The following is a 24,221-nucleotide window of genomic DNA, read 5'->3' on the forward strand; positions in this document are numbered from 1 at the left end:
TCAGGGCAGGCAGAGGCTGGAATGCAGGTTGGCGACATCGGGGATGATGATGCGCCGGCCTTCGACCTTGATCAGGCCATCGTCGGCCAGTTCGTGCAGGATGCGGGAGAAATGTTCCTGCGTCAGGTTGAGTCGTGAGGCGATGGTGGCTTTGTGGGTTGGCAGGCAGACTTCAACCCGGCCGCTCGGCGGATTGCCCTCGTCGTCGGCCATTTCGCCGAGCAGGTAGCCGACGATGCGTTCGCGACCCGAACACAGCGAATAGATTTCCAGGTCCTTGATCAACTGGTGCAGTCGCATCGACAGGCCGCCGATCAGGCGCATGCAGAAATCCGAATCCTTGCGGATTTCCTGCAGGATCACGTCTTTCGTGATGAACAGCAGTTGGCAATCGGTCAGGGCTTGCGCCATCAGGATGTAGGGTTTCTGCATGAACATCACGGCTTCGCCGAAGCTTTTGCCGGGCGGGATGATTTCCACGACTTTCTGATGGCCGCTGGCCGACACGAAAGCCAGCTTGATCTGCCCTTCAATGACCAGATGAAAACCGTGGCAGGGATCGCCCTTGTGAAACAGGATATTGCCCTTGTCGTAGCTTTCCAGGCGGCAGCCTTGCGCCAGGCGTTGCCGGTCATCGATCGGCAGATCGCAGAACAGCGGCGTTCTGGCGAGGATTTCCGCCGCGCTGCTTTGCGTTGGAACGGAGATGCCAGAGCTTGATGGATTTTGCATGGCCGGCCTTTTCAGTTGCAGTTCGTGAAACGCATGGCATCAACGCCCGAAGGTGGCGCTGATCACTTCCATCAGCGCTTCGGCGACTTCCGGGTCATCGGTCAGGCTCTCGACGATGGCGGCGCGGCAGGCGACCACCGGGTCCATGCCGTCACGCACGAGCAATGCGGCGTAGATCAGCAGGCGGGTGCTGACGGCTTCTTCGAGGTCCTGGTCCTTGAGTTGGCGCAGCGACTGGGCGATACCGACCAGGCGGCGTGCCAGATCGGCGGCACAGCCGGTTTCGCGCAGCACGATGGCTTCTTCGCGCGCGGCCTCGGGGAAGTCGAAACGCAGGCTGACGAAGCGTTGCCGGGTCGAGGGTTTCATCCCCTTGAGCAGATTCTGGTAGCCCGGGTTGTAGGAAACGACCAGCATGAAATTGGGCGGTGCTTCGAGCAGTTCGCCGGTGCGGTCGATCGGCAGGAGGCGCCGGTCGTCGGCCAGCGGATGCAGCACGACGGTGGTGTCCTTGCGCGCCTCGACGACTTCGTCGAGGTAGCAGATACCGCCTTCGCGGACGGCGCGGGTCAGCGGGCCGTCGCACCAGCGGGTGTCGCCGTCGGCGATCAGGTGACGGCCGACCAGGTCGGCGGCGGTCAGGTCGTCGTGGCAGGCCACGGTGTGCAGCGGCAGGCCGAGGCGGGCGGCCATGTGGGCGACGAAGCGGGTCTTGCCGCAGCCGGTCGGCCCCTTGATCAGCAGCGGCAGACGGTTGCGCCAGGCGGATTCGAAGATCGCCTCTTCATGGCCGAAGGGGGCGTAGTAAGGCAGGGCTAGCGTATCGTCCTGCTGGGTGTTGCGTGCGTTCATGGGGTGATGCCTTTCCAGTAAGCCAGCCCGATCAGGGAACAGACCAGCACCAGCCAGCCGCCGAGCAGGCAGCGCCAGAGCAGGGGGGCGTGGCGCAGCGCCATGAAATCGAAGGCGATGACGGCGCCCTTGATCATGGCAATGCCGAGGATTATTGCGGTCAACAGCCCGCCGCCACGACTTTCGCCGAGTTGCCAGGTAAGCAGCGTGGCGACGATCAGCACCAGCCAGTGGCGGAAGGTGCCGGCGGGGGTGCCGTGACTGCCGGCCGCGACGTTTTCAGTGAATGACATAGACGAGCGGAAAAAGGATGAGCCAGAGCAGGTCGACCATGTGCCAGTAGGCGGCACCGCTTTCCAGACCGTTCATGTTGTGCGGCCCGTAGCGGCCGGCGCGCAGGCCGAGCCACAACACGCTCAGGATGACCAGGCCAAGGATGACGTGCATGAAATGGAAGAAGGTCAGCGACAGGTAGAACATGTCGAAGGTGCTGCTCGACAGGCTGACGCCGTGGTCGAAGGCGGCGGAATATTCGACCATCTTGACGACGAGGAAGGTCACGCCGCTGGCGATGGCGGCAAGCATCCACGGCGCCGCCCGCCGCGCTTCGCCGGCCAGCGCACCCTGTACGGCGCGGACGACGAAGGCGCTGCCGGTCAGCAGCAACAGCGTGTTGATCGCGCCGGCATTACGGTTCAGCGCCTGCTGGGCAAGGTTGAATTCCTCGACATGGGCGGCGCGGGTGAAGGCGTAGGCCGCGAAAAAGACGGCGAATGCGAGCAGCTCGGCCATGATGAAGAACCAGATAGCCAAGTCGCCGGCCAGTCGGGGTTCGGTGGAATTCGGGAGGGGCAGTGCATGACTTGTCATGCCGTGAGTCTAGAAAGCAGGCTCGTTGCCGGCCTTGATCCGCGCTAAGTTTTCCGGATATCGCCGGCCGCTCGGCAAAAACAAAAAAGGGGCAGCCGAAGCTGCCCCTGCTCAGTGAAGAAACGGCGGTGTTACTGCGTTGCCGCTTTGGTTTCACCCTTGATGAAGAAGCTGATGACATAAACGATCAGCCCGACGAAGAACATTACCCCGGCCCATTCACGCATCCAGTAGAACAGGGCGACCTGATCCTGGGTGGCCATGAAGGACATCGGCGTGTCGGAAACGCGTTGCAGCCAGACTTGCAGGATGCCGGCAGCGGTCAGGAACAGCGTGATGAAGACCATGGCGACGGTCATCAACCAGAAGCTCCACATTTCACATACCTGGGCCTTGTTCGAGTTCGCCGCACGGCCACGCAGGATGGGCATGGCGTAGCTGATGATGCACAGGACGACCATCACGTAGGCGCCGTAGAAGGCCATGTGACCGTGGGCCGCGGTGATCTGCGAACCGTGGGTGTAATAGTTGACCGGGGCCAGGGTGTGCAGGAAGCCCCAGACGCCCGCGCCGAGGAAGGCCATCACGCCGGTGCCAAGCGCCCACAGGACGGCCGCTTTGTTCGGATGCTCGCGACGGCGACGGTTGACCATGTTGAAGGCGAAGACGGTCATCGCGAAGAAAGGAATCGGCTCCAGGGCGGAGAAGATCGAGCCCCACCACTGCCAGTATTCCGGTGCACCGATCCAGTAATAATGGTGGCCAGTCCCGATGATGCCGGTGATCAGCGTCAGCGTGATGATGACGTACAGCCATTTTTCGATCACTTCGCGGTCGACCCCGGTCACCTTGATCAGCACGAAAGCCAGCAGCGCACCGAGGATCAGTTCCCAGACGCCTTCGACCCAGAGGTGCACGACCCACCACCAGTAGTACTTGTCCTTGACCAGGTTGTGCGGGTTGTAGAAGGAGAACAGGAAGAAGATCGCCAGACCCCACAAGCCGAGCAGCAGCACGGTGGAAATCGCGGTCTTGCGGCCCTTCAGCACGGTCATCGTGATGTTGAACAGGAAAGCCAGCGCCACGACGACGATGCCGAGTTTGGTCGGCAGCGGCTGTTCGAGGAACTCGCGGCCCATCGTGGCCAGCAGATCGTTGCCGGTCATCTGGGCCAGCGTCGCATACGGCACGAACAGGTAGCCGAGTACGGTCAACGCCCCGGCGGTGAGGAAAATCCAGAACAGCGCGATGGCCAGTTTCGGACTGTACAACTCGGTTTCCGATTCCTCGGGCACCATGTAGTAGGCAGCACCCATGAAGCCGAACAGCAGCCAGACGATGAGCAGGTTGGTGTGGACCATGCGGGCCACGTTGAACGGGATTTCGGGGAAGAGGAAATCCCCGATGACGTATTGCAGGCCCATGATCAATCCGAAGACGATCTGGCCGATGAACAGTCCGATGGCCGCTATGAAATAGGGCTTGGCGACTGCTTGGCTTTTATATTGCATCGCAGTGAACTCCTTGATAATTGCTCTGATCCGTGAAACGCATGCTTAACCTTCGACTAACCCTCAATATTCGGCGGCCAGTTGGCGGTGTTGATCTCGGAGGTGTATTTCAGGAAGGCGACGATGTTGTCGAGTTCCTCATCGCTCAGATGGAACTGCGGCATCTGGCGACGTCCCGGCGTGCCGGTCGGTTGCGACTGAATCCAGGCCTTGATGAATTCCGGGCCGCGGCGCGGATAGACGTTGCCGAGTTCCGGCGCAAAGTAAGCACCTTCACCGAGCAGCGTATGGCAGCCGATGCAGTTGCGCGTTTCCCAGATCTTCTTGCCGGCGATGACCTGCGGCGTCAGATTCTGGCTGTTGTCCCGCTTGGGAAATTCCTTGTGTGAATCGAAGGTCAGGGCGAGAAAAAGCAGAAAGAAGAACACCGTCCCCCCGTAGAAGATGTTCCGTGCCATTGACTTCGTAAATATGCCGCTCATGTTGCGCTCCTTGTCTGACGGTGAGCGCATTCTCGATTTTTTGCCTGTGGCCAATCCATGATGTGGGTCAAGAACGCCCCGGCAAGGCGCTTACTGGCGCCAGGCGCAACCGCCGAGTTTGCCGTCGGGGAGGTCGATTTCAGCCGTCCATGCGTAAATCCGCTGCTTGTCTTTGTCATGGCAGAGCTGGCGCTGCAGCGTGATTTTTGCGGTCGACGTCCCGTGCAGGCGAATTTCCACATGATCGGGCGAGCGGGTTTCGCTGCTCGCTGCCGCCAGGTCTTCCCGGCCGGTTTGTTGCAGCGTGGCCTTGCCTTCGAACAGCGTCAGTGCCCAGTCCTGGCCGGCAGCCCGCCATTCGCCGCTGGCCCGGCGCGGGGCATAGCAGCGGGCATCCTGCTGCGCCATGTTGATTCCCTGCATGCGCAACATGCCGCTGGCCGATTCGCCGAAGACTTCGACATAAAGCGGTACGCCATCGGCCAGTCCGAGCGTCTTCAGCGCCTTCCCCGTTGCACCGTCGGGTGAAGCATCTTCGACGGCGTTGTAGCTGCGATCCCGGCAGGGAGAAAAAATCATCCGGTTCTGGCTGAGCAACATCAGGCCGCGCGCCACCTTGTCGTTGGCGGGCGGTTCGCCGGGCGTCGTGTTGCCGGCAGGCGGGACGGTGACCGCTGGGTTGGTCGATTCGTTGGCCAGGGCCTGGCCTGGCAGCGCCTGCAGCGTACCGAGCAAGGTGGCAAGCAGGATTTTTCGGGACATGTTTTGGCGGTGCATCTCGGGTCTTTTCTCTGCGGATTGAGGTGAATTCGGGGTGAGTTCGGCGTGTGCTGGCGAAGTCAGCGGGCTTCGATGAAGCCCAGCACGTCCTGGGCGATCACGCTGCTCGGTGTGCCGTAGCCGTATTTCTTGATGAAGCCGCCGGTCGGTCCGAGCAAATACATGCCCGCCGAGTGGTCGACCGCATAAAGCTTGGGGTCGCCGACATCCTTGACGACTTTTTCGTAACGTACCTTGAAGTTGCGTGCCGCCGCCTGGACCAGCGCGGGCGAGCCGGTCAGGCCGAGGATGCGCGGGTCGAAAAACCGCGTGTAGGTCTGGAGTGACTGCGGCGTGTCGCGCTCCGGGTCAACCGAAATGAAAATACCCTGCAGGTTCTCCGCGCGTTCGCCCAGTTGCTTGAGAATGTCGGCCATTTCGACCAGCGTCGTCGGGCAGATGTCCGGGCAATAGGTGTAGCCGAAGGAGATCAGTTGAAAGCGACCGCGGAAATCCTCGTTCGAGACGGCTGAGCCATTCGGCCCGACCAGCAGGTAGCGCGTCCGGATATCCCGTACCTCGAGATCGAACAGGTCGTGCGGCGAGGTGCTCTGGGCGCTCAGCGGCCCGCAAAGTCCGAGACCGATCAGGAACAGCAGGGCGGGTAGTCGGCCGTGCTTCATGGTGTCTTGTTGAGTTGCCGGCGCAGTTTGCTGCGCACTTCGTCGACCTGGCTGGCCAGCGCCTTGCCGTCCGGGCAGGTTTTTCCTGCGCTGCCATAGGCCAGAAAGCTTTGTTGCGTCGCCTGTTCGAAATATTCGCCGATGCTGCGTTCCTTGGGCACCGTGTCGATCATGATTTCCCGCGCCCTGGCGGTGAGCGCCGGTTGATTGCAGGCCAGTGCGATGCCATTCAGTTTGCCCAGTTCGCTGACCGTCTGCTGCAGGCTGCTGTCGTTTGCACTATCGTTGGCCGCGGCCAACGGTACTTGCCAGCTCAGTCCGGCCAGCAGCAGGGCGGACAGCAGTTTGTTGCGCGCTATCGAGGATTTGTTTTTCATGGGTTTTCCTTGTGGGATGCGGGGGTTGGGCGGGCTGTTCCGGGTAGCAATTCGGCCAGGTGTCGTCCGTCGTTCCGGTCGATCAGGTAAAGCGCCTTCAGTTCGCCGATCAGGTAGCGTTTCTTCAATGTCAGATCGACCGGTGTGCTGTGGGTCGCTTTCCAGAATGTCGTGCTTTCGCGGGTGTTCGGTGTCGTCAGGCAGGCGCTGGCGTGCAGGGCAAGGGCTTCCGGCGGGTAGTCGTCGGGTAGCGCCAGGGAGAGAGCGGCATCGTCGTCATCGGCTTGAATGAAAGCCGCCAGATTGTTGAAGGCGAGGAAATAGTCGTAGCGCCAGCGTTCGATCATGGTTTGCGGTTCGCCCACCTTGTCTTCCGCCACATAGCTGCGTCGGTCTTCGCTTTCCGAGGCCAGCGGCAGGTATTTGTAGCGGAAGTAATCGCCGCCAACCGGCTGCTGCTCGGGCCAGCTCCAGCCTTCGGCGATGTCCTTGCCGTACATTGAATAACGCAGTTTTTTGCCGTCGACCGTAAAAGTCTCGCCGTGGGCCAGGTCGATATCCAGTTCGATGCAGTCATTGCTGGCGGCCTGGGTCATGTAGCGCTGGTAGAGCTCGCGTCCGGGTTCGGCCTGGAGTGCGGGTGCAGCCAGCGGGCCGAGCAGGCTCAGCAGAGCGAGGATGAGGCGGCGCGGCTTTGGGAAACAAGGGGGATTCATCGATTGCCCTTCAAGAGTTTGCGCATCGCCTGGGCGACTGCGGTCGACGTCGTGCCGTGGGCGATTTTGTCGCGTAGCTGGCCTTGGCCGTCGATCAGGTAAATATCCGCCGAGTGGTCGATGATGTAGTTTTCACCGGCATTGTTTTCTTTCGGGCGGTCGTAATACAGCGCGTAGCGTTGGCCGAGTTCGGCCAGCGCTGCCGGGCTGCCGGTGGCACCGATGATCCCGGGATCGAAAAAGGCCACGTATTCCTTCAGGTGGGCCACTGTGTCGCGGGCCGGATCGACCGAGACAAAAATCGCCACCGTTTTTTGCCGTTCCGTGGGTTCCAGTTGCTCCAGTGCGTCGGCCAGCGTCGCCAGGGTCGTTGGGCAGATATCGGGGCAGTAGGTATAGCCGAAGGCCAAGGCGACAATCTTGCCGCGATAGTCGGGCAGGGTGATTTTTCCTTGCGCCGAATCGAGCCTGAAGTCGCCGCCCGGCGGCAGCCCCGGCCGGGGCAAGGCCCGTTCTTCGACCACGGGATGCCAGAACAGCAGCAGCCCGGCGATGCACAAGGCCAGCAACAGGGCAACGGCGGCCAGTAATTTTTCCTGCAGTGCTTTTCCCTTCATTGCGCCGCTCCGTTCACTCTTGCCGGGCTGTCCGCAGCATTCCGGCAGCGGCAGGCGGGACAGGCATGTTCGGCGTGGGCGACATTTCGGTTCTCGACAGATCAATGTCCGGATTGTTGGGCAAGCCGTCGTGAATAAATTTAATCGCCATCAAATTTCCGGTTTTTTCACGAGCTGCCAGTGCATGAATCGGCGCCAAAACATCTATTTGTCAAAAACCCGGCGAATTTAGGATTGATCAATTTCTTTACCGGGACTGCGGCATACAGTGCGACAAATTGCCGCAGACCCTGGCTGTTATACGAGTCTCGGTGATTGGGGGTAAATACCAATTTTTTGGGAGAAACGAGATGAGTACATTTGCAATCAAGTCGGGTGTTCTGCTGCTGGCAGCGGGGCTGGGGCTTGGCGCAGCAGGTTCTGCCTTGTCGGCCGAATCGCTGCAGGACGTGATGAAGCGTCGCAGCTTGAGTCAGCAGGATCTGCTGGCGGCGGCGAAAACCTATGTGCCGACCGGCAAGCGGGATGAGTTCCTGGCCTTCAGTTCGGGCGGGCAGTCGGGGCAGGTCATCGTGTACGGCATTCCGTCGATGCGCATCCTGAAGTACATCGGCGTATTCACGCCGGAACCCTGGCAGGGCTATGGCTTCGATGAGAATTCGAAGGCCGTTCTGCGCCAGGGCAATATCGATGGCAAGGAAATCACCTGGGGCGACACGCACCACCCGGCGATCTCGGAAACCAACGGTCAATATGATGGCCAGTTCCTGTTCATCAATGACAAAGCCAACCCGCGCCTCGCCGTGATCGACCTGCGCGACTTCGAAACCAAGCAGATCGTGGTCAATCCGATCTACAAGTCCGAACATGGCGGCGCCTTCGTGACGCCGAACAGCGAGTACGTGATCGAAGCGGCGCAATACGCGACGCCGCTGGAGAACAAGAAGTTCTACCCGCTGGAAGAATTCAATGAAAAATACCGCGGTGGCGTGACTTACTGGAAGTTCGACCGCAAGGCCGGTCGGATCGACCCGAAGCAGTCGTTCTCGGTTGAGCTGCCGCCGTACTCGCAGGATTTGTCCGATGCCGGTAAAGGGCCGTCGGATGGCTGGTCGTTTACCAATTCGTTCTGTACCGAGCGTTACGTCGGTGGTATCGAAAAGGGTCGTCCGCCGTATGAAGCCGGTTGCTCCGCCAAGGACACCGACTATCTGCACGTGATCAACTGGAAAAAAGCGGCCGAACTGGTTGCCCAGGGCAAGGCCAAGAAGATCAACGGCCACGACGTGCTGTCGATGGATACCGCCGTCAAGGAAGGCATCCTGTTCCTGGTACCGGAACCGAAGTCGCCGCACGGCGCCGACGTGACACCGGACGGCAAGTTCATCGTCGTTTCCGGCAAGTTGGATACGCACGTGTCGGTCTATTCCTTCGAGAAAATCCAGGCCGCGATCAAGGCTGGCAAGTTCGAATCGAAAGATCCGTACGGCATCCCGGTGATCGCCATGAAGGACGCGCTGCATACGCAGGTGCAACTCGGCCTCGGCCCTTTGCACACGCAGTTCGACTCGAAGACCTGTGTCGCCTACACCTCGTTGTACGTCGATTCGCAAGTCGCCAAGTGGAACTTCTGTGAAGGCAAGGTACTGGACAAGATTTCCGTCCATTACAACATCGGTCACCTGATGACGATGGAAGGCGATTCGATGGCGCCGAAGGGCCGCTACCTGGTAGCGTTGAACAAGCTGTCGATCGACCGCTTCAACCCGGTTGGCCCGCTGCATCCGCAGAACCACCAGTTGATCGACATCGCCAACGACAAGATGCAACTGCTGTACGACATGCCGCTGCCGCTGGGTGAGCCGCACTATGTGGTCGCCATCGAAGCCTCGAAGCTGAAGCCGGGCGTGCGTTACAAGGTGGGTACGGACAGCCGCACCGACAAGCCGCATCCGGGCGCCGTTCGTGCCGGTGAAGAGCGGATCGAGAAGAAGGGCAACAAGATTACGGTCTATGGCACCCTGATTCGTTCGCACATCACGCCGGAAACCATTGAAGCCGACGTGGGCGACGAAGTGACGATCCACCTGACCAACCTCGAGCGGGCACAGGACGAAACCCACGGTTTCACCGTGTCGACCTTCAACGTGCATGCCTCGGTTGAGCCGGGCAAGACGGTTTCCGTCAAGTTCAAGGCCGACAAGGAAGGCGTCTATCCGTACTACTGCACGGAATTCTGTTCCGCATTGCACCTCGAAATGCAGGGTTACCTGCTGGTCAAGCCGAAGGGCTGGAAGCCGACCAAGGTAGGAATGGCCAAGGGCAGCTACAGCGAAACGGATTACAAGGCAACGCTGAAGAAGGTGGTCGATACCCAGGCCGTCATTGATTCCGTGGTGGGTTACATCACCAGCACGAACTTCAAGGACTTCCCGGACGTCGTCGCCATGGTTGAAGATGCCACCGACCAGTTGAGCAAGATCAAGGATGCCAAGCAGAAGCATGAAGCCGCTGCTGCCCAGAAGGATTGGGAACAGGCAAATCTGTGGGCCGAGCAGGTCTGGCAATACCAGGTCAAGGCTGCCGACATCGGTTTGCGCGCCAAGACCTACCTTGAGCAGAACGGGGCCAGGAAGGTCAAGTAATTGACCTGACAGGCAAGGCAAAGGGGCGGAGAAATCCTGCCCCTTTTTTTCCGCCTGTGATTGCCCATGGCACAAGTAAATCCACTGTTTTGATATGCCTTAAGGCATTCCGTCCGGGGTGGTTGGAAACTGCCCTCCAGACTTTTTCAAAGGAATAACCATGAAGAAAATTCTTGCTCTGCTCGTTGCTGTCGCTGCTACCAGCGCTGCTTTTGCCTCACCGGAAGAGGGCGCCAAGCTCTATGCAGAAAAAACCTGCGTGGCCTGCCATGGCAAGGAAGGCAGAAAGCCCCTGATGCCGGCTTATCCGAAGCTGACCGGCCAGAACGCCGCGTATGCCGAACAGCAGATGAAGGATATCAAGAGCGGTGCCCGCAATAACGGCCAGACGGCGGCCATGCAGGGTGTCATGCATCTGGTGAACGATGCTGAAATCAAATCGCTGGCCGAGTACCTGGCGTCACTGAAGTAAATGATGGCATGCACGATGTATATCAAAGTTTTCTGATGCACATCGGCGCTACAGTCAAAACGTCCTGAAAATCGAGAGGGAAAAATGATGAAAAAAGTAATCGCGCTGGCCTTGGCCGCCATGCTCATCCCGGGGTTGGCCACGGCTGATCCGCGCAATGCACCGAAAGCCGCCGGCATCGAGTCGAAGAACTACGAGTGGGCAAAGATGGAAGGTGAAATGAAAGCCGCTCTGGACGTCAAGGGCGACGCGAAGAAGGGTGAGGAGGGCTACGAAATTTGTGGTGCCTGCCATCTGCCCACCGGCGCCGGTCGTCCCGACGGTACCTTCCCGCAACTGGCCGGCCAGCACACCACCGTGCTGATCAAGCAGATGGCCGACATTCGCATGGGCCTGCGCGATAACCCGACGATGTATCCGTTTGCCAAGGAACTGCACGATCCGGAAGAGTTGGCCCATGTGTCCGCCTACATCGAGAAGCTGTGTGTTCCGATTGACCATGGCAAGTACGAAGGGCCGGATGCGGCTGAGCAGATCGCCAAGGGCAAGGTGTTGTATGAAAAGCAGTGCCAGGAGTGCCACGGCAAGAACGGTGAGGGCGAGAAATCCAAGTTCTACCCGGTGATCGCCGGTCAGCACTACAAGTACCTGCTGCGCCAGATGACCGAAATCCGTGACGGCCATCGGCGCAATGCGAATCCGGACATGGTCAAGGTCATCAAGCCTTACACCAATGAGCAACTGGTGGCGATTTCCGCCTACCAGTCCAGCCTGAAAATGCCGGGTGCGATGTGCAAGCCGAAGGGCAAGAAGTAAGGTGCAAGCCGTAAAACCGACGCAAACAAGAAACTGAAAAATCAGTCTGTTGCGCAGCCGCCTGCCTGTGGCAGGCGGTATCAGCCCGATTGGCGCGGGCAAAAAGAGAGAAGAAGGGTAGTCCCATGGAGAAGCAGAACCGTATCATCGCCGGCCTCAGTCTCGTTTCGCTGATTTGCCTGATCGCCGCCTATTTCGCCCCCATCTGGTGGGTGTCGCTGACCGCACCGAATTATCCCGAGGATGCCTTTCCTGACGGCATCCGCATCCATTTCCATTTCGATGGTGTCTATAACGGCTGCAAGGCGGCCGGCAAGGGCACGCGGATGGCCCAGGAAATCATCCAGAAGGATTTGTCGCATGAGGATGAGCGTTGGAATCCGGTACTCGATGCGAAGAAAAATGTCGACAAGGGCGCCGAAGGGCTCGACTGCGTCCATGAAATGAACACCATCAACCACTATGTCGGGATGTTCCCGATTGCCTCCGGCGCACCGGTCGAAAAACCGCTGGCCAAGTTCTTCTTCGGTTTCTTCGCCGTCATGCTGCTGGCCTTCGCCGTACCGCGCAAAAAGCCGCGTCTGCTCGTGTTGACCGCAGGATTTGCTGCCGTTGCCGGATGGATGCTGGTCGACCAGTTCGTCATGGGCAAGCTGGCCAGCCATATCACTGCCTACACGGCGGAAACCGCGACCTTCTTCAATGAACCGGACAAGATCAAGGCCTGGGGCGACAACGTCCATCTGATTTCGCAGATCGTCATCTTCGGCCTGATCGCCGTGATGGGCATCGTCATTGCCGGGGTAGCCAAGCTGCGCAGCTTCCAGCTATTGATGGCGCTGGTGCCGGCCTTGCTGCCAGCCTTCTTCGTCATTACCTACTCGGCCTGGCTGTGGTTCTTCGGGCACAACCTGCATCCGTGGGGCGCCTTCACGGTCAAACCCTTCATGCCGACGGTGTTCGGTGAAGGCAAGGTCGCGCAGTTCTCCACCTACTCATACCCGTACTGGGGTTACGGTCTGCTGCTGGCGATCTTCGTCTGCATGATGCTGGCCCTGCTGATCCGCCGCAAGCAATTGCGGGAGAACCCGGAGCAGGAGTAAACCCGTGAAAACCACGTCGAGATTGATGCGGACGGTGCTCGCGCTGTCCCTTCTGGGCACAGCCACGCTCGGTCAGAGTGAGCAGGAATTCGGCAGCGAGATGGGCTCGGACATGGGCAGCGCCCCGCGGGTGACCATTGACCGGCCGAAGCCGACTTTCATGTTGATGCAGCGCGACAAGCGGGTGCACGGCCTGAAACCGTTCCAGGATCTGGTTGACAAGGCCGAACCCGGTTCCGTGCTGAAGCCGCCGCCCGGTGTTTATGCCGGGCCGGTCAGCATCGACAAGCCGCTGACCATCGACGGCGGCGGCCAGGTCACCATCGACGCTGGCGACAAGGGTACGGTGATGATGCTCAACGCTGGCAATTCGGTCGTCCGCGGTCTGCGCCTGACCGGTTCGGGCGATTCGCACGACACCGACGATTCCTGTCTCGACGTGCGCGGCAGCAACAACCGGATCGAGGATGTCGTGGTCGACAACTGCCTGTTCGGCATCGACCTGAAGCAGGTCAATCACAGCGTCGTACGCAACAACAAGATCAGTTCCAAACCCTTCGAACTCGGCGTGCGCGGCGATGGTTTGCGCCTGTGGTACAGCAACGACAACCTGATCGAGGGTAACGAGATCATCGATTCGCGCGACATGGTCGCCTGGTATTCGCACCGCAACCGTTTCGTCGACAACCTCGGCCGGCGCAGCCGTTACTCGATCCACTTCATGTTTGCCAACGACAACATCGTCGACCGCAACCGTTTCTACGACAACGCCGTCGGCGTCTACTTCATGTACACCGAAGGCGGCGCGGCGACCAACAACATCATCTCGCACGCCACCGGCGCCACCGGCATGGGTATCGGCTTCAAGGAAGCTTCGGGCACGCTGATCGAGAACAACGAGATCATCTACTGCGGCATCGGCATCGGTTCCGACCTGTCGCCGTTCCAGCCCGACAGCAGCATCGAGATCAAGCAAAACCGGCTGGCCTTCAACGGCATCGGCATCCAGTTCAACAGTGAAACCGGCGGCAACAACATGCGTAGCAACGTCTTCGAGGGCAACCTGACGCAGGTGGCTTACGGTGGACGCAGCGACAACTCGGCGAAGAATTTCTGGGAAGGTAATTATTGGGACGATTACCAGGGTTTCGACCGTAACGGCGATGGTGTCGGCGATGGCAAGCACGAACTCTATTCCTATGCTGACCAGATCTGGATCGAGTTGCCGATGGCGCGTTTTTTCCGCAGCTCGCCGGTACTCGAACTGCTCGATTTCCTCGAACGCCTGGCACCGTTCTCGGCGCCCGACCTGATCCTGCGCGATGAAAAACCGCTGTTCTTCAAGCCGGAACGGAGGGCCGTGTCATGAGCGAAAACGAACCCAGGCCGGCGGCGCACAAGCCGGCGATGTCAATCGAGAAGGCACAGAAGGCACGGCGCAAATTCCTGCAATCGGTGGGGTTGACCGCAGGTATCGTCGGTATCTCGCTGCTCGGTTACATCCCGGTGAGCAGCGCCCGCGCGCCGCGTTTGCGCCCGCCCGGCGCGCTCGACGAAGCCGATTTCCTCTCGTCCTGCATCAAGTGCGGCCAGTGCGTGCAGGTCTGCCCGGTTGCGGCGATCAAGCTTGGCGACATCGACGACGGTTTCGGCCTCGGCGTGCCCTATATCGCCGCCCGCGATCAGGCCTGCGATTTTTCCTGCGACGCGGTGCAATGCATCCTGGCCTGTCCGACCGGCTCACTGACTTACGAGAAACCCGATTTTCTCAAGGTGCGCGCCGGTGCGCCGCTGGCGCATGCACCGATCCTGAAGGCCAAGGAAAAAGATGCCGAACCCAGCCTGAACCTGAAGGAACGCTTTGGTGTTGCCCGATTGGCCCGGCCGGCATCCTGTCTGGCCGTGCAGGGCAAGGGGTTCAAGGGGCTGGCGCGCGGCGCCGATTTCGAAGGCGAGATGCGCTACGTCGATGTCGACCGCTGGGCACCGATCCCCGTGCGCGACCACCCCTACGAGCGCGACATCTGCGATCTCTGCGTCACCGAATGCCCGATCAAGGATGCCATTTCGCTGCAGCCTTTCGTCAACGAAGCCGGTGACCAGCGTTTCATGCCGGTCGTCCAGGAACAATGCGTCGGCTGCGGCGTCTGCGAGATGATCTGCCCGGTCGACCCGGCGGCCATCGTCGTCGATGCGCAGGCCGTCTGGAAGGAGGCCGCGCGATGAGCCGCTACCTCGATCTGCTCAAGGGCATGCTCGGCGCTGCACCGACCAAGCCGGAAAAGGTGTCGGAAAAGGTGCAGAAGATCATGTTCCTCAAGTACGAGGACAAGGATCGCTACATCAAGGAAAAACTGCACGCGCGCGACCATCACATCGTCAGCCACAAGTGGCGGAATCGCCGCTGGGCGGTGCTGATCGCGACCAACCTGCTGTTCGTCTTCAGCTTCTGGCTCGACATCCAGATCCTCGAAGGCGCGCTGACCGCGTCGCGCTTCGTCGGCTTCCACCTGATCGACCTGAACTCGGCATTGCACGTGATGCTCGCCCACAAGCACATCATCGTGAACCTGTTCATCGGTACCTTCACGGTTTTCCTGCTGTGGGTGCTGCTCGGCGGGCGCAGTTTCTGTTCCTGGGTCTGCCCTTACCACCTGCTCGCCGAATGGACGGAAAAACTGCATTTGTGGCTGGTCGACCGCAAGATCGTCACCGACCACGAATTCCATCGCGGCACGCGCACCGTGTTCTGGCTGCTTTTCGCGCTGCTGTCGGTGGTCACCGGCTACACCATCTTCGAGACCATCTCGCCGACCGGCATCCTGTCGCGGGCGCTGATCTACGGGCCGGGGCTGGCGCTCGGCTGGGTCTTCCTGCTGCTGCTGTTTGAAGTCTTCTGGTCGCGCCGTGCCTGGTGCCGCTATGTCTGCCCGATCGGCCTGACCTACGGTGCGGTCGGTGCGCTGTCGCCCTTGCAGGTTTCCTTTCACGTTGAACATTGTTTCCATGAGGGCGATTGCCGCAAGGTCTGCCTGGTGCCGCACGTCCTCGACGTGACGATCAAAGGCCGTGCTGCCGAGGAAACGCTGGGCCTGGGGCCGGATTGCACGCGTTGTGGTCTATGCGTCGACATCTGCCCGACCGGCGCACTGCGTTTTGAGGTCAAAGGCCTGGCGAAACTCTTGTGATTTTTGATCCAGATTCAAAGTGGACCGCAAACGTCCCGCCTAAAATCGAACCCATGATCCAGTTCAAGAACCTCAGCAAGTCCTTCCGCCGCGCCAGCGTCCTCAACGGCATCGATCTCGAGATCGGCATCGGCGAGCGTGTCGCGCTGATCGGCTCGAACGGCGCCGGCAAGACCACGTTGATCCGCTGCCTGCTCGGCGAATACGACCACCAGGGCGAAGTCCGCATCGACGGCCTCGACCCGCGTGCCAACCGCACCGCGGTGCTTGGCAAGATCGGCTTCGTGCCGCAGCTGCCGCCGCCGCTGAAGATGCCGGTCGGCCAGTTGATCGACTTCTCGGCGGCGCTGTGCAAGACCGACCCGGCGCGCATCCACGCCATCGGCAAGCGGCTCGGGCTCGATGTCGACGGCATCCTGGCGCGGCAGTTCGTGCGCCTGTCCGGCGGCATGAAGCAGAAGCTGCTGATCGCCATCGCGCTCGGCCGCGACGCCCGCTTGCTGATCATGGACGAGCCGGCCGCCAACCTCGACCCGGAAGCGCGCAAGATCTTCTTCGACCTGCTGGCCGAACGCCTGAACGACGCGACGATGATCATTTCCAGCCACCGCCTCGACGAGGTCTCGTCGCTGGTCAACCGGGTCATCGAGATGGACATGGGCAAGGTCGTCATCGACGACAAGGTCGCCGACGACGCGACGCTGACCGACATGCTCGCCTGTCGCATCGTCCTCAAGCGCTTCGAGCCGGCGTTCGCCAGGGCCGTCGAAGGCTGGCAACTGGTGCCCGACGCCGAGCAACTGGTCTGGCAGGGCGGCATCGCCGGCCCGGATCGCCTGCGTTTCCTTGGCATCGTGTCGCGCTACACGGCGCTGGTCAGCGACCTGTCGCTGCGCGAGGCCTGAAATGTGCGGCAATCCTGCGGTCGACCCTGGGGCCAGCCCTTGTTTCCATGGTCGCAATAATCGACGAAATTTCATCGGCCGCCTCGGCGCCGGCGGCCTGCTGCTGACGCCGCTGGCGGCGCTGATCGCCGGCTGCGGCAAGAAGGGCAACTGGCCCGAGGGCATGGCCGAGATCAAGTGGGACCGCGATACCTGCGTGCGCTGCAACATGGTCATCTCCGACCGCCGCTTCGCCGCCCAGATGCGCGGCGGCCCGAACGACACCGTGTTCAAGTTCGACGACGTCGGCTGCCTGATCTTCTGGCAGAAGGAAAAGGCCGACAAGTACCCGTGGCTGGCCGACGCCGCCACCCGCATCTGGCTCGCCGACTACGACAGCAAGAGCCGCGAGGAAATGCGCTGGCTCGAGCCGAAGCGCGCTTATTTCGTTACCCGCAGTTCGCCGATGGGCTACAACTTCGCCGCCGTTTCGGCGCCGCTGGCCGGCGCGCTGGACTTCACCGATACCCGCCAGCACGTACTGGCCAAGGGCAAATAACATGAATCAACTGTGGTTGACCGCAAAACTCGATATCGTCGAATCGCTGCGTGCGCGCTGGTTCCAGATTTACACGCTGGTTTTCGGCGGCATCGTTGCGCTGCTCTTCGTCTTCGGCCTGACCGAATCGCGCGTGCTCGGCTTCATCGGCCTGTCGCGTCTGTTGGTGACCTACATCCAACTGACCATGGCGATCCTGCCGATCTTCGTGCTGATCACCACCGTCCGCTCGGTTGCCGGCGACCGCGAGGCCGGCGTCTTCGAATACCTGCTGTCGTTGCCGGTAAGTTTGCAGGCCTGGTTCTGGGGCAAATTCCTCGGCCGCTACATCGTCGTCTTCGCACCGGTCTTCCTGGCCATGCTCGGCGCGGTGATCTGGGCCAGCTTCAGCAATATTGAAGTGCCGTGGAACATGTTCGCCTATTACACGGGACTGCTTGCCGCCATGGCGCTGTGCTTCCTCGGCATCGGCATGCTCATCTCGGCGGTGGCGCGCAGCACCGACATGGCGCAGGGCGCCGCCTTCATGATCTGGCTGGTGCTGCTGCTCTTCCTCGACCTGATCCTGCTCGGCGTGATGATCCAGGGCCGCGTCGATCCGGAAATCGCCGTCACGCTGGCACTGGTCAATCCGCTGCAGGTCTTCCGCACCGCCGCGCTGGCCATGTTCGACCCGCAACTGATCGTGCTCGGCCCATCGGCCTACGTCATCCTCGACCTGTTCGGTGCCGACGGCTTCCGCCTCTTCGCGCTGGCCTACCCGGCAGCGCTCGGCGTCGGCTCGGCGGCGCTCGGCTACTTCCTGTTCCGTCGCGGAGATTTGTTGTGAGCGCGGCTGTGATCGCCCGGGGCAGGGCGCTGCTGCTGGCCGCCGGCTTGCTGCTGTCGGCCGGAGCATTCGCTGCCGACACGGCCGGGCTGTTCAGCAGCACGATGAACGCGACCGACGGCCAGCCGGTGGCGCTGGAGAAGTTTCGCGGCAAACCGCTGATCGTCAATTTCTGGGCCCGCTGGTGTCCGCCGTGCCGCAAGGAAATCCCGGAGCTGGCAAAGCTGCAGACCGAGTTTGCCGGGCGCGGGCTGACGGTGCTCGGCATCGCCATCGAAGAAGATGGCGCTGCGGTACAGGAGTTCGCCAACGCCTACGAGGTCAATTACCCGATGGTCGTCGACAAGAAAAAAGGCATCTGGCTGATGCAGAACCTTGGCAACAGCCAGGCCGGGCTGCCATTCACGCTGCTGATCGATCGTCAGGGCAATATTGTGCTACGCAAGATGGGCTTGTTCACCCGCGCCGACTTCGCTGCCGCGGCGGACGCGCTGCTGAAGTGAACCGGGCCGGCGCGCCCCCCTTATAATCGGCCGCTGACCATGATCGATACTCTCTTTCTCCCGCTGGCTCTGGCCTTCATCATGTTCTCGCTCGGCCTGTCGCTGCGCGTGGACGACTTTCGTACTGCGCTCGGCAACTGGCGCGGCGTCGCTTTCGGCATGCTCGGCCAGGTCGTGCTGGTACCGCTGATCGCCGCAATGATCGGCCTTGGCCTCGGTTTGTCCGAAACCATGCTGCTTGGCCTGATGATCATCGCGGCCTGTCCGGGCGGTGTCAGTTCCGCTTTCCTGACTCACCTGGCACGCGGCAATACGGCGCTGTCGCTGGTTCTGACCGTCAGCAGCAGTCTGCTTGCGCTGCTCTCCTTGCCCTTCATCATCAACACGGTTCTTGACTGGCAGAGCGGCGGCGTGCCGGCCGATGCCTTGCTCCAGCCCGGCGACATGCCGCTCGGCAAATTGCTGGGTGGGCTGCTTTTGGTGACGACCTTGCCAATCCTGTGCGGCATGTTGTTGCGTCTGCGTTTCAAGCTGATCGGTGAGCGCGGTGAGCAGGTTGTCAGCAAATTTGCCACCGGCTTTTTCGTCGCCATCGTCATCGTGACTTTCGCCTCGCACAGCGAAACCATCCTTACCGGTCTACCCCAGGTTGGTACTGCTACCGTGTTGCTCAATGTGCTGACCATGCTCGGCGGTGCGCTGCTCGCCTGGGCTGCCCGGTTGCAGCGTCGCGAAACCATCGCCATCGCCATGGAATGTGGCTTGCAAAATGCCGGCCTCGGCATCTTTGTCGCGCTGTCGCTGTTCGAGCTTCCCGAACTTGCCGTGCCCAGCGTGGTGTACGCCCTAACCATGAATCTTGGCGCCATCGCCTTCCTGTTTATCGTCCGTAGTCGGCGGGCGGCCGGCTGGGTGGCCGTGCCATAGCCGCTGTCACGCGGGTTTTGCCAGACCTGATGCGTTTTGTTCCGGTCGACCGGCATTGAAGCCGTTTTTCCGGACAGATCGGCGGGCTAGCCTTCTGCTACCATCAGGTAACAAGTTCCCCAAGTGATGCTCGCCATGCCCGTTGTCCCTCTCCGTGTTGTCGCAGCATCTCTCCGTTTCGCGATTGCCGAAGCGCCTGCTGTCATTGAGGTAGCAGGCGATGTGTCCACGCTGCTCGGCTATTCCGCCGCTGCCTTGGTGCACGGGGAGGTCAGCCTGCCGGATTGCATTCACCACGACGATGCCGATGTCGCTGCTGCGCTGTTTGGACCCACACTTCCGCCGGGCGAACAAATCGATAATTTGCGTGTGCGCCAGGCGAATGGTCGCATCCGCTGCATCAAGGCGATTTATACCAAACGGCGACTGGACGACGGCAGTATCGAGTTGATATTGCAGTTGCAGGATGCCAAGAGCCTGCCGCGGACGATGGAGGATGCGGCAAACACGGCGAATTTCCGCGCGATGATGGAGAACACCAATGACTTCATCTATTTCAAGGATCGTAACCATGTGTTTACCGGCGCCAGTCAGACGCTGGTTACCTTGTGCCATCCCGCCGAGCAATGGACCGATTTGCTCGGCCTGACCGATTACGACGTTTTTCCGGAGTACTACGCCGATATCTACTACCGGCTCGAAAAACAGGTTTTTTCCGGCCTCTCCGCCGCCTATGAGGAGCAGGAGTTCCTGACCAAGGATGGCAGTCGGCGTGGTTGGGTCGATAACCGGAAATATCCGATCCGCAACGAAGCGGGCGAGATGATCGGCCTGTTCGGGGTCGCCCGCGATATTACCGAGCGTATCGAGGCCGAACACAGGCTGAAGGAAAGCGAATATTTTTTCCGCGATTCGCAGCTTGCAGCCAATATCGGTTCCTACAAATTCGACATCGCCAGCGACCGTTGGTCGTCGTCGGAAGTCATGGAACGGATTTTCGGTATCGGCGCAGATTATCCGCGCACGCTGTACGGCTGGCTGGCGCTGGTGCATCCAGAAGACCGCCAGATGATGCAGGATTACATCACGACGAACGTGTTGAAAGACCATGAGTCTTTCAACAAGGAATACCGCATTCAGCGCAACCTGGATGGCGAAACGCGCTGGGTTCTCGGTCTCGGCCAGTTACGCTTTGATGCGGATGGCGCACCCTGCTGGATGCTCGGTACGATCCAGGACGTCACAGTGCGCAAGCAACTCGATGCCGAACTCGCCCACTATCGGCAGAATCTTGAGGCATTGGTTGATTTGCGCACACAGGCCTTGAACAAGGCGAAGAATGCAGCGGAGGCGGCCAGTGTCGCGAAAAGTGCGTTTCTGGCCAATATGAGTCACGAGATACGGACCCCGCTCAACGCCATTACCGGCATGGCTTACCTGATTCGCCGGGGCGGTCTGTCGCTGCAACAGACCGAGCAGTTGGGCAAGCTGGAGTCCGCCAGCACGCATCTTCTGGAAACGATCAATGCCGTGCTTGAAATATCAAAGATCGAAGCCGGCAAGTATGTTCTTGAGGAAACCGCTCTTTCTGTCGAAAGCGTGATTGGCAATGTCGTTTCCATCATGCAGAACCGTGTGGATGCCAAAGGCCTGAAACTGCGTACGGAGCTGTGTCCATTGCCCTGTCGATTGCTGGGCGACGCAACCCGTTTGCAACAGGCCTTGCTCAATTACATCTCGAATGCGGTCAAATTTACCGAACATGGCGAACTCGTCCTGCAGCTGGAGATGCTGGAAGACAAGGCAGATAGCGTATGCCTGCGTTTTTCAGTCCGCGATACCGGCATCGGTATCGTACCGGAAACCATTACGCGACTTTTTGATGCCTTTGAGCAAGCCGACAACTCGACCACTCGTTTGTATGGTGGCACAGGCCTGGGGCTGGCCATCGCCCGTAAACTGGCCCGCTTGATGGGCGGGGAGGCTGGCGCACAAAGCACCCCGGGTATCGGCAGCACCTTCTGGTTTACAGCTTGCCTGCGCAAGGATGTATCTGGCGCAAGTCCAGTCTCGGAAGAACGACTGGATGACAGCGCCAGCACGATAAAACAGAAATTCGCCGGCTGCCGCGTTTTGCTCGCCGAAGACGAGCCGATCAATTGCGAGATTGCGCAGATGTTGCTGGAGGATGCCGGGCTGCTTGCCGACATTGCACAAGATGGCATCGAAGCAGTCGAAAAAGCCGCAAGCAACGACTACTCGCTGATCCTGATGGATATGCAGATGCCCCGCATGGATGGCCTTGATGCAACCCGCCAGATTCGGCAGTTCGAGCGCCAGGCCAATACACCGATCCTGGCCATGACGGCAAATGCCTTCGCCGAAGACCGTAGCCGCTGCTTGCAAGCCGGCATGGTTGATTTCATTGCCAAACCGGTCGAGCCTGCGCTTTTCTACTCGGTATTGTTGAAGGCCTTGTCGGCACTCGACAAGCCGTAGCATTGACGACAGTCAGCACAAGGTTGCCGAAAAACAAAGCGCAGTTGTGGTTTACCACAATTCGGAAAGCCACAATTACGCAGCTTTTCGCTCGGTAAGATACTCGCGCCCCGGGTCGGGATGAACTCCCGAAATTTCCAAATTCCTGGGGGAACGCAGTGAACAAAAAAATATTCGGCAGTCTGTATGTACAAGTCTTGATCGCAATTGCGATCGGTGTCGCGTTGGGGCATTTTTATCCAGATACCGGCGCGGCAATGAAGCCGCTCGGGGATGCTTTCATCAAGTTGATCAAGATGATCATCGCGCCTATCATCTTCTGCACCATCGTGGTCGGCATCGCCGGCATGGAAGACATGAAGAAGGTCGGCAAGACCGGTGGCCTGGCTGTGCTGTATTTTGAAATCGTCAGCACGATTGCGCTGATCATCGGACTGATCGTCGTCAATGTCTGGGCACCCGGTGCCGGGATGAACGTCGATCCGAGTACGCTCGACACCAAGGGCATTGATAAATACGCGGCGCCGGGGCAGATGCAAACCACCGCCCAGTTCCTGATGAACATCATCCCGACCAGTGTGGTCGACGCCTTTGCCAAGGGCGACATGCTGCAGGTGCTGTTTTTCTCCATCCTGTTCGGTTACGCCCTGCATGCTTTCGGCGAGCGCGGCAAGCCGGTATTCGAACTGATCGAGCGCCTGTCGCACGTGCTGTTCCGTATCGTCGGCGTGATCATGAAGGTTGCCCCGATCGGTGCTTTCGGCGCGATGGCCTACACCATCGGCAAGCATGGCGTGGGCAGCCTGGCGCAATTGGCCAATCTGATGGGAGCGTTCTACCTGACCTGCCTGCTGTTCATTTTCGGTGTGCTCGGTTCGATTGCTGCCCTGCACGGTTTCTCCATCTGGAAACTGATCAAGTACATCAAGGAAGAGTTGTTCCTGGTGCTCGGCACCTCGTCTTCTGAATCGGCGCTGCCGCGTTTGATGGCCAAGATGGAAAATGCCGGTGCGCAGAAGTCGGTGGTCGGCCTGGTTGTGCCGACGGGTTATTCCTTCAACCTCGATGGCACCTCGATCTACTTGACGATGGCCGCGGTGTTCATCGCCCAGGCCACCAACACGCCGATGGATTTGAGCCAGCAGATCACGCTGCTGGTCATTCTGCTGCTGACGTCGAAGGGCGCTGCCGGCGTGACCGGTAGTGGTTTCATCGTGCTGGCCGCGACGCTGTCGGCGGTGGGCACGGTGCCGGTGGCTGGTCTGGCCCTGATCCTCGGCATCGACCGCTTCATGTCGGAGGCCCGCGCCTTGACCAACTTCATCGGCAACAGCGTGGCCACCCTGGTCGTCGCCAAGTGGTGCAAGGCGCTTGATACCGAGCGGATGAACGCTGTGCTGAACAATGAAACGCTGGACGAGGCCGAAAACCCGGAACTGGTGCTCGACGATGCACCGCAGCCCGATATCGCGCATACGCCGCAGCCGGTTGTCGCACATCACTAAGCCGATGCAAAGTAGGCGTTCTGTATTGAGCGAGATGGATGGGGTGCCGCATCTTGCACCCTGTCCATTCTGCGATGGCACAGATGTTGGACCGATCGAAATCGATGTTAACGCCTGGGCTGTGGTCTGTCGGGCGTGCCGGACGCTGGGGCCGTCCGGTCCGGATGAAAATTTGGCAATCGCCCTGTGGAACACGCGGCAATGAGTACGCTTCTGGTGCGTGCTACTTGCCGCACCGTTCGATAGTCTGGAAACTGTCGGCTCTTGCTTAACTGAGTACACCGCACCATGGAAGAGAGACTCCCGGAGAATCATCCGGACATGATCCGGATCGTGCAAGCCGCCCATCACGACCTTGCCCCGGCATCATCAAAAGGCCAGCCAAAATCGCTGGCCAATGCATTATCCAGCGCCCTGGGCAAGCTCCCCGGTTGTCCGGAAGACCTGGAAAACATCGAGTTTCTGGTTCATGTCCTGGCGGTTAATCGTGCTGCCGGCAGTATTGACGATGACGCCTTCGAGCAGTTGCTGCTGCGCATCAAGACGCGGGAAGGGCGGGCCGATCTGGTCAGCCGGTTCACCGAGGAGCTTGAGACAGAGCATGGCTACGACGACGAGGATAGTGCCGCCAACGCCTTGCCGTGAGGCTGGCTTGAGCCAAGTCCCCAAGTTCCGGCACTCTTTTTTCGCCT

27 protein-coding genes are annotated in these 24,221 nt (G+C 60.1%); 16 read left to right on the forward strand and 11 right to left on the reverse strand.

The features are described from left to right. The 11 genes from RCI20_RS17550 to RCI20_RS17600 all read right to left on the reverse strand — a co-directional run bounded on the left by RCI20_RS17550 (position 1) and on the right by RCI20_RS17600 (position 7,599). Positions 1–732 carry a Crp/Fnr family transcriptional regulator gene (locus RCI20_RS17550; RefSeq protein ID WP_306607868.1) on the reverse strand — a complete coding sequence of 244 codons (732 nt, stop codon included), beginning with the start codon at positions 730–732 and terminating at the stop codon, positions 1–3. A 39-nt stretch (positions 733–771) separates the two neighbouring features. Beyond that, the gene (locus tag RCI20_RS17555) at positions 772–1,584 is read right to left on the reverse strand and encodes a CbbQ/NirQ/NorQ/GpvN family protein (RefSeq protein ID WP_306607870.1); all 813 of its coding nucleotides are present in this window, start codon (positions 1,582–1,584) and stop codon (positions 772–774) included. Then, positions 1,581–1,877: a cytochrome C oxidase subunit IV family protein gene (locus tag RCI20_RS17560; RefSeq protein ID WP_306607872.1), complete on the reverse strand. Its 297-nt coding sequence runs from the start codon at positions 1,875–1,877 to the stop codon at positions 1,581–1,583. Before RCI20_RS17560 ends, RCI20_RS17555 begins: the two co-directional genes overlap by 4 nt. Then, a complete protein-coding gene (locus RCI20_RS17565) occupies positions 1,864–2,454 on the reverse strand; it encodes a cytochrome c oxidase subunit 3 (protein WP_306607874.1) in 591 nt (196 codons plus the stop codon). The genes RCI20_RS17560 and RCI20_RS17565 overlap by 14 nt, the downstream gene beginning before the upstream one ends. A 131-nt stretch (positions 2,455–2,585) precedes the next feature. After that, positions 2,586–3,965 carry a cbb3-type cytochrome c oxidase subunit I gene (locus RCI20_RS17570; protein ID WP_306607876.1) on the reverse strand — a complete coding sequence of 460 codons (1,380 nt, stop codon included), beginning with the start codon at positions 3,963–3,965 and terminating at the stop codon, positions 2,586–2,588. Positions 3,966–4,021: 56 nt separating this feature from the next. After that, positions 4,022–4,447 carry a cytochrome c gene (locus RCI20_RS17575; protein WP_306607878.1) on the reverse strand — a complete coding sequence of 142 codons (426 nt, stop codon included), beginning with the start codon at positions 4,445–4,447 and terminating at the stop codon, positions 4,022–4,024. A gap of 90 nt (positions 4,448–4,537) precedes the next feature. Next, positions 4,538–5,209 (reverse strand): hypothetical protein, encoded by a 672-nt coding sequence (locus RCI20_RS17580; protein WP_306607880.1) that lies wholly within the window; start codon positions 5,207–5,209, stop codon positions 4,538–4,540. 77 nt (positions 5,210–5,286) lie between these two features. Then, positions 5,287–5,889 (reverse strand): SCO family protein, encoded by a 603-nt coding sequence (locus RCI20_RS17585; protein ID WP_306607882.1) that lies wholly within the window; start codon positions 5,887–5,889, stop codon positions 5,287–5,289. Then, the gene (locus RCI20_RS17590) at positions 5,886–6,266 is read right to left on the reverse strand and encodes a hypothetical protein (protein ID WP_306607884.1); all 381 of its coding nucleotides are present in this window, start codon (positions 6,264–6,266) and stop codon (positions 5,886–5,888) included. Before RCI20_RS17590 ends, RCI20_RS17585 begins: the two co-directional genes overlap by 4 nt. Next, the gene (locus RCI20_RS17595; protein WP_306607885.1) at positions 6,263–6,982 is read right to left on the reverse strand and encodes a hypothetical protein; all 720 of its coding nucleotides are present in this window, start codon (positions 6,980–6,982) and stop codon (positions 6,263–6,265) included. The genes RCI20_RS17590 and RCI20_RS17595 overlap by 4 nt, the downstream gene beginning before the upstream one ends. Then, positions 6,979–7,599 carry an SCO family protein gene (locus RCI20_RS17600; RefSeq protein ID WP_306607887.1) on the reverse strand — a complete coding sequence of 207 codons (621 nt, stop codon included), beginning with the start codon at positions 7,597–7,599 and terminating at the stop codon, positions 6,979–6,981. Before RCI20_RS17600 ends, RCI20_RS17595 begins: the two co-directional genes overlap by 4 nt. Positions 7,600–7,949: 350 nt before the next feature. Between RCI20_RS17600 and nosZ the strand changes: the two genes are divergently transcribed. The 16 genes from nosZ (at position 7,950) to RCI20_RS17675 (ending at position 24,174) form a co-directional block, all read left to right on the forward strand. Then, positions 7,950–10,244, forward strand: a complete 2,295-nt coding sequence (nosZ, locus tag RCI20_RS17605) for a Sec-dependent nitrous-oxide reductase (RefSeq protein WP_306607889.1) — start codon at positions 7,950–7,952, stop codon at positions 10,242–10,244. A 160-nt stretch (positions 10,245–10,404) separates the two neighbouring features. Then, complete coding sequence (locus RCI20_RS17610; protein WP_306607892.1) at positions 10,405–10,716, forward strand: c-type cytochrome; 312 nt, start codon at positions 10,405–10,407, stop codon at positions 10,714–10,716. A gap of 84 nt (positions 10,717–10,800) precedes the next feature. Next, entirely contained in the window at positions 10,801–11,532 is a 732-nt protein-coding gene (locus RCI20_RS17615; protein WP_306607893.1) for a c-type cytochrome, read from the forward strand. 125 nt (positions 11,533–11,657) lie between these two features. Then, positions 11,658–12,635 (forward strand): hypothetical protein, encoded by a 978-nt coding sequence (locus tag RCI20_RS17620; RefSeq protein ID WP_306607894.1) that lies wholly within the window; start codon positions 11,658–11,660, stop codon positions 12,633–12,635. Between the two features lie 4 nt (positions 12,636–12,639). Next, entirely contained in the window at positions 12,640–14,004 is a 1,365-nt protein-coding gene (gene nosD, locus RCI20_RS17625) for a nitrous oxide reductase family maturation protein NosD (RefSeq protein ID WP_306607896.1), read from the forward strand. After that, positions 14,001–14,861 carry a 4Fe-4S dicluster domain-containing protein gene (locus RCI20_RS17630; protein ID WP_306607898.1) on the forward strand — a complete coding sequence of 287 codons (861 nt, stop codon included), beginning with the start codon at positions 14,001–14,003 and terminating at the stop codon, positions 14,859–14,861. The genes nosD and RCI20_RS17630 overlap by 4 nt, the downstream gene beginning before the upstream one ends. Next, on the forward strand, positions 14,858–15,823 hold the full coding sequence (locus tag RCI20_RS17635; protein WP_306607899.1) for a NapH/MauN family ferredoxin-type protein: 966 nt from the start codon (positions 14,858–14,860) through the stop codon (positions 15,821–15,823). The genes RCI20_RS17630 and RCI20_RS17635 overlap by 4 nt, the downstream gene beginning before the upstream one ends. Before the next feature lie 53 nt (positions 15,824–15,876). Next, positions 15,877–16,728, forward strand: a complete 852-nt coding sequence (locus tag RCI20_RS17640) for an ABC transporter ATP-binding protein (protein WP_306607901.1) — start codon at positions 15,877–15,879, stop codon at positions 16,726–16,728. 1 nt (position 16,729) lies between these two features. Further along, positions 16,730–17,266 carry a hypothetical protein gene (locus RCI20_RS17645; RefSeq protein WP_306607903.1) on the forward strand — a complete coding sequence of 179 codons (537 nt, stop codon included), beginning with the start codon at positions 16,730–16,732 and terminating at the stop codon, positions 17,264–17,266. Between the two features lies 1 nt (position 17,267). Continuing rightward, positions 17,268–18,095 (forward strand): ABC transporter permease, encoded by an 828-nt coding sequence (locus RCI20_RS17650; RefSeq protein ID WP_306607905.1) that lies wholly within the window; start codon positions 17,268–17,270, stop codon positions 18,093–18,095. Continuing rightward, positions 18,092–18,598, forward strand: a complete 507-nt coding sequence (locus RCI20_RS17655; protein WP_306607907.1) for a TlpA disulfide reductase family protein — start codon at positions 18,092–18,094, stop codon at positions 18,596–18,598. The genes RCI20_RS17650 and RCI20_RS17655 overlap by 4 nt, the downstream gene beginning before the upstream one ends. Positions 18,599–18,637: 39 nt before the next feature. Continuing rightward, positions 18,638–19,525 (forward strand): bile acid:sodium symporter family protein, encoded by an 888-nt coding sequence (locus RCI20_RS17660; RefSeq protein ID WP_306607909.1) that lies wholly within the window; start codon positions 18,638–18,640, stop codon positions 19,523–19,525. Positions 19,526–19,660: 135 nt separating this feature from the next. After that, the gene (locus RCI20_RS17665; protein ID WP_306607911.1) at positions 19,661–22,024 is read left to right on the forward strand and encodes a hybrid sensor histidine kinase/response regulator; all 2,364 of its coding nucleotides are present in this window, start codon (positions 19,661–19,663) and stop codon (positions 22,022–22,024) included. A gap of 158 nt (positions 22,025–22,182) precedes the next feature. Further along, positions 22,183–23,529 carry a dicarboxylate/amino acid:cation symporter gene (locus tag RCI20_RS17670; RefSeq protein WP_306607913.1) on the forward strand — a complete coding sequence of 449 codons (1,347 nt, stop codon included), beginning with the start codon at positions 22,183–22,185 and terminating at the stop codon, positions 23,527–23,529. 34 nt (positions 23,530–23,563) lie between these two features. Continuing rightward, positions 23,564–23,734, forward strand: coding sequence for a Lar family restriction alleviation protein (locus RCI20_RS17765; RefSeq protein ID WP_373691537.1), 171 nt, complete (start codon positions 23,564–23,566; stop codon positions 23,732–23,734). Positions 23,735–23,817: 83 nt separating this feature from the next. Next, a complete protein-coding gene (locus RCI20_RS17675; RefSeq protein ID WP_306607915.1) occupies positions 23,818–24,174 on the forward strand; it encodes a hypothetical protein in 357 nt (118 codons plus the stop codon). Positions 24,175–24,221 lie beyond the last annotated feature (47 nt).

It is taken from the genome of Azonexus sp., assembly GCF_030824335.1.
GTDB lineage: Bacteria > Pseudomonadota > Gammaproteobacteria > Burkholderiales > Rhodocyclaceae > Azonexus.

What these genes read in the sequence shown, in the direction of transcription:
- RCI20_RS17550 (WP_306607868.1), bottom strand. Translation starts at nt 732, where the DNA reads ATGCAAAATCCATCAAGCTCTGGCATCTCCGTTCCAACGCAAAGCAGC.
- RCI20_RS17555 (WP_306607870.1), bottom strand. Translation starts at nt 1,584, where the DNA reads ATGAACGCACGCAACACCCAGCAGGACGATACGCTAGCCCTGCCTTAC.
- RCI20_RS17560 (WP_306607872.1), bottom strand. Translation starts at nt 1,877, where the DNA reads ATGTCATTCACTGAAAACGTCGCGGCCGGCAGTCACGGCACCCCCGCC.
- RCI20_RS17565 (WP_306607874.1), bottom strand. Translation starts at nt 2,454, where the DNA reads ATGACAAGTCATGCACTGCCCCTCCCGAATTCCACCGAACCCCGACTG.
- RCI20_RS17570 (WP_306607876.1), bottom strand. Translation starts at nt 3,965, where the DNA reads ATGCAATATAAAAGCCAAGCAGTCGCCAAGCCCTATTTCATAGCGGCC.
- RCI20_RS17575 (WP_306607878.1), bottom strand. Translation starts at nt 4,447, where the DNA reads ATGAGCGGCATATTTACGAAGTCAATGGCACGGAACATCTTCTACGGG.
- RCI20_RS17580 (WP_306607880.1), bottom strand. Translation starts at nt 5,209, where the DNA reads ATGTCCCGAAAAATCCTGCTTGCCACCTTGCTCGGTACGCTGCAGGCG.
- RCI20_RS17585 (WP_306607882.1), bottom strand. Translation starts at nt 5,889, where the DNA reads ATGAAGCACGGCCGACTACCCGCCCTGCTGTTCCTGATCGGTCTCGGA.
- RCI20_RS17590 (WP_306607884.1), bottom strand. Translation starts at nt 6,266, where the DNA reads ATGAAAAACAAATCCTCGATAGCGCGCAACAAACTGCTGTCCGCCCTG.
- RCI20_RS17595 (WP_306607885.1), bottom strand. Translation starts at nt 6,982, where the DNA reads ATGAATCCCCCTTGTTTCCCAAAGCCGCGCCGCCTCATCCTCGCTCTG.
- RCI20_RS17600 (WP_306607887.1), bottom strand. Translation starts at nt 7,599, where the DNA reads ATGAAGGGAAAAGCACTGCAGGAAAAATTACTGGCCGCCGTTGCCCTG.
- nosZ (WP_306607889.1), top strand. Translation starts at nt 7,950, where the DNA reads ATGAGTACATTTGCAATCAAGTCGGGTGTTCTGCTGCTGGCAGCGGGG.
- RCI20_RS17610 (WP_306607892.1), top strand. Translation starts at nt 10,405, where the DNA reads ATGAAGAAAATTCTTGCTCTGCTCGTTGCTGTCGCTGCTACCAGCGCT.
- RCI20_RS17615 (WP_306607893.1), top strand. Translation starts at nt 10,801, where the DNA reads ATGATGAAAAAAGTAATCGCGCTGGCCTTGGCCGCCATGCTCATCCCG.
- RCI20_RS17620 (WP_306607894.1), top strand. Translation starts at nt 11,658, where the DNA reads ATGGAGAAGCAGAACCGTATCATCGCCGGCCTCAGTCTCGTTTCGCTG.
- RCI20_RS17630 (WP_306607898.1), top strand. Translation starts at nt 14,001, where the DNA reads ATGAGCGAAAACGAACCCAGGCCGGCGGCGCACAAGCCGGCGATGTCA.
- RCI20_RS17635 (WP_306607899.1), top strand. Translation starts at nt 14,858, where the DNA reads ATGAGCCGCTACCTCGATCTGCTCAAGGGCATGCTCGGCGCTGCACCG.
- RCI20_RS17640 (WP_306607901.1), top strand. Translation starts at nt 15,877, where the DNA reads ATGATCCAGTTCAAGAACCTCAGCAAGTCCTTCCGCCGCGCCAGCGTC.
- RCI20_RS17645 (WP_306607903.1), top strand. Translation starts at nt 16,730, where the DNA reads ATGTGCGGCAATCCTGCGGTCGACCCTGGGGCCAGCCCTTGTTTCCAT.
- RCI20_RS17650 (WP_306607905.1), top strand. Translation starts at nt 17,268, where the DNA reads ATGAATCAACTGTGGTTGACCGCAAAACTCGATATCGTCGAATCGCTG.
- RCI20_RS17660 (WP_306607909.1), top strand. Translation starts at nt 18,638, where the DNA reads ATGATCGATACTCTCTTTCTCCCGCTGGCTCTGGCCTTCATCATGTTC.
- RCI20_RS17665 (WP_306607911.1), top strand. Translation starts at nt 19,661, where the DNA reads ATGCCCGTTGTCCCTCTCCGTGTTGTCGCAGCATCTCTCCGTTTCGCG.
- RCI20_RS17765 (WP_373691537.1), top strand. Translation starts at nt 23,564, where the DNA reads ATGGATGGGGTGCCGCATCTTGCACCCTGTCCATTCTGCGATGGCACA.
- RCI20_RS17675 (WP_306607915.1), top strand. Translation starts at nt 23,818, where the DNA reads ATGGAAGAGAGACTCCCGGAGAATCATCCGGACATGATCCGGATCGTG.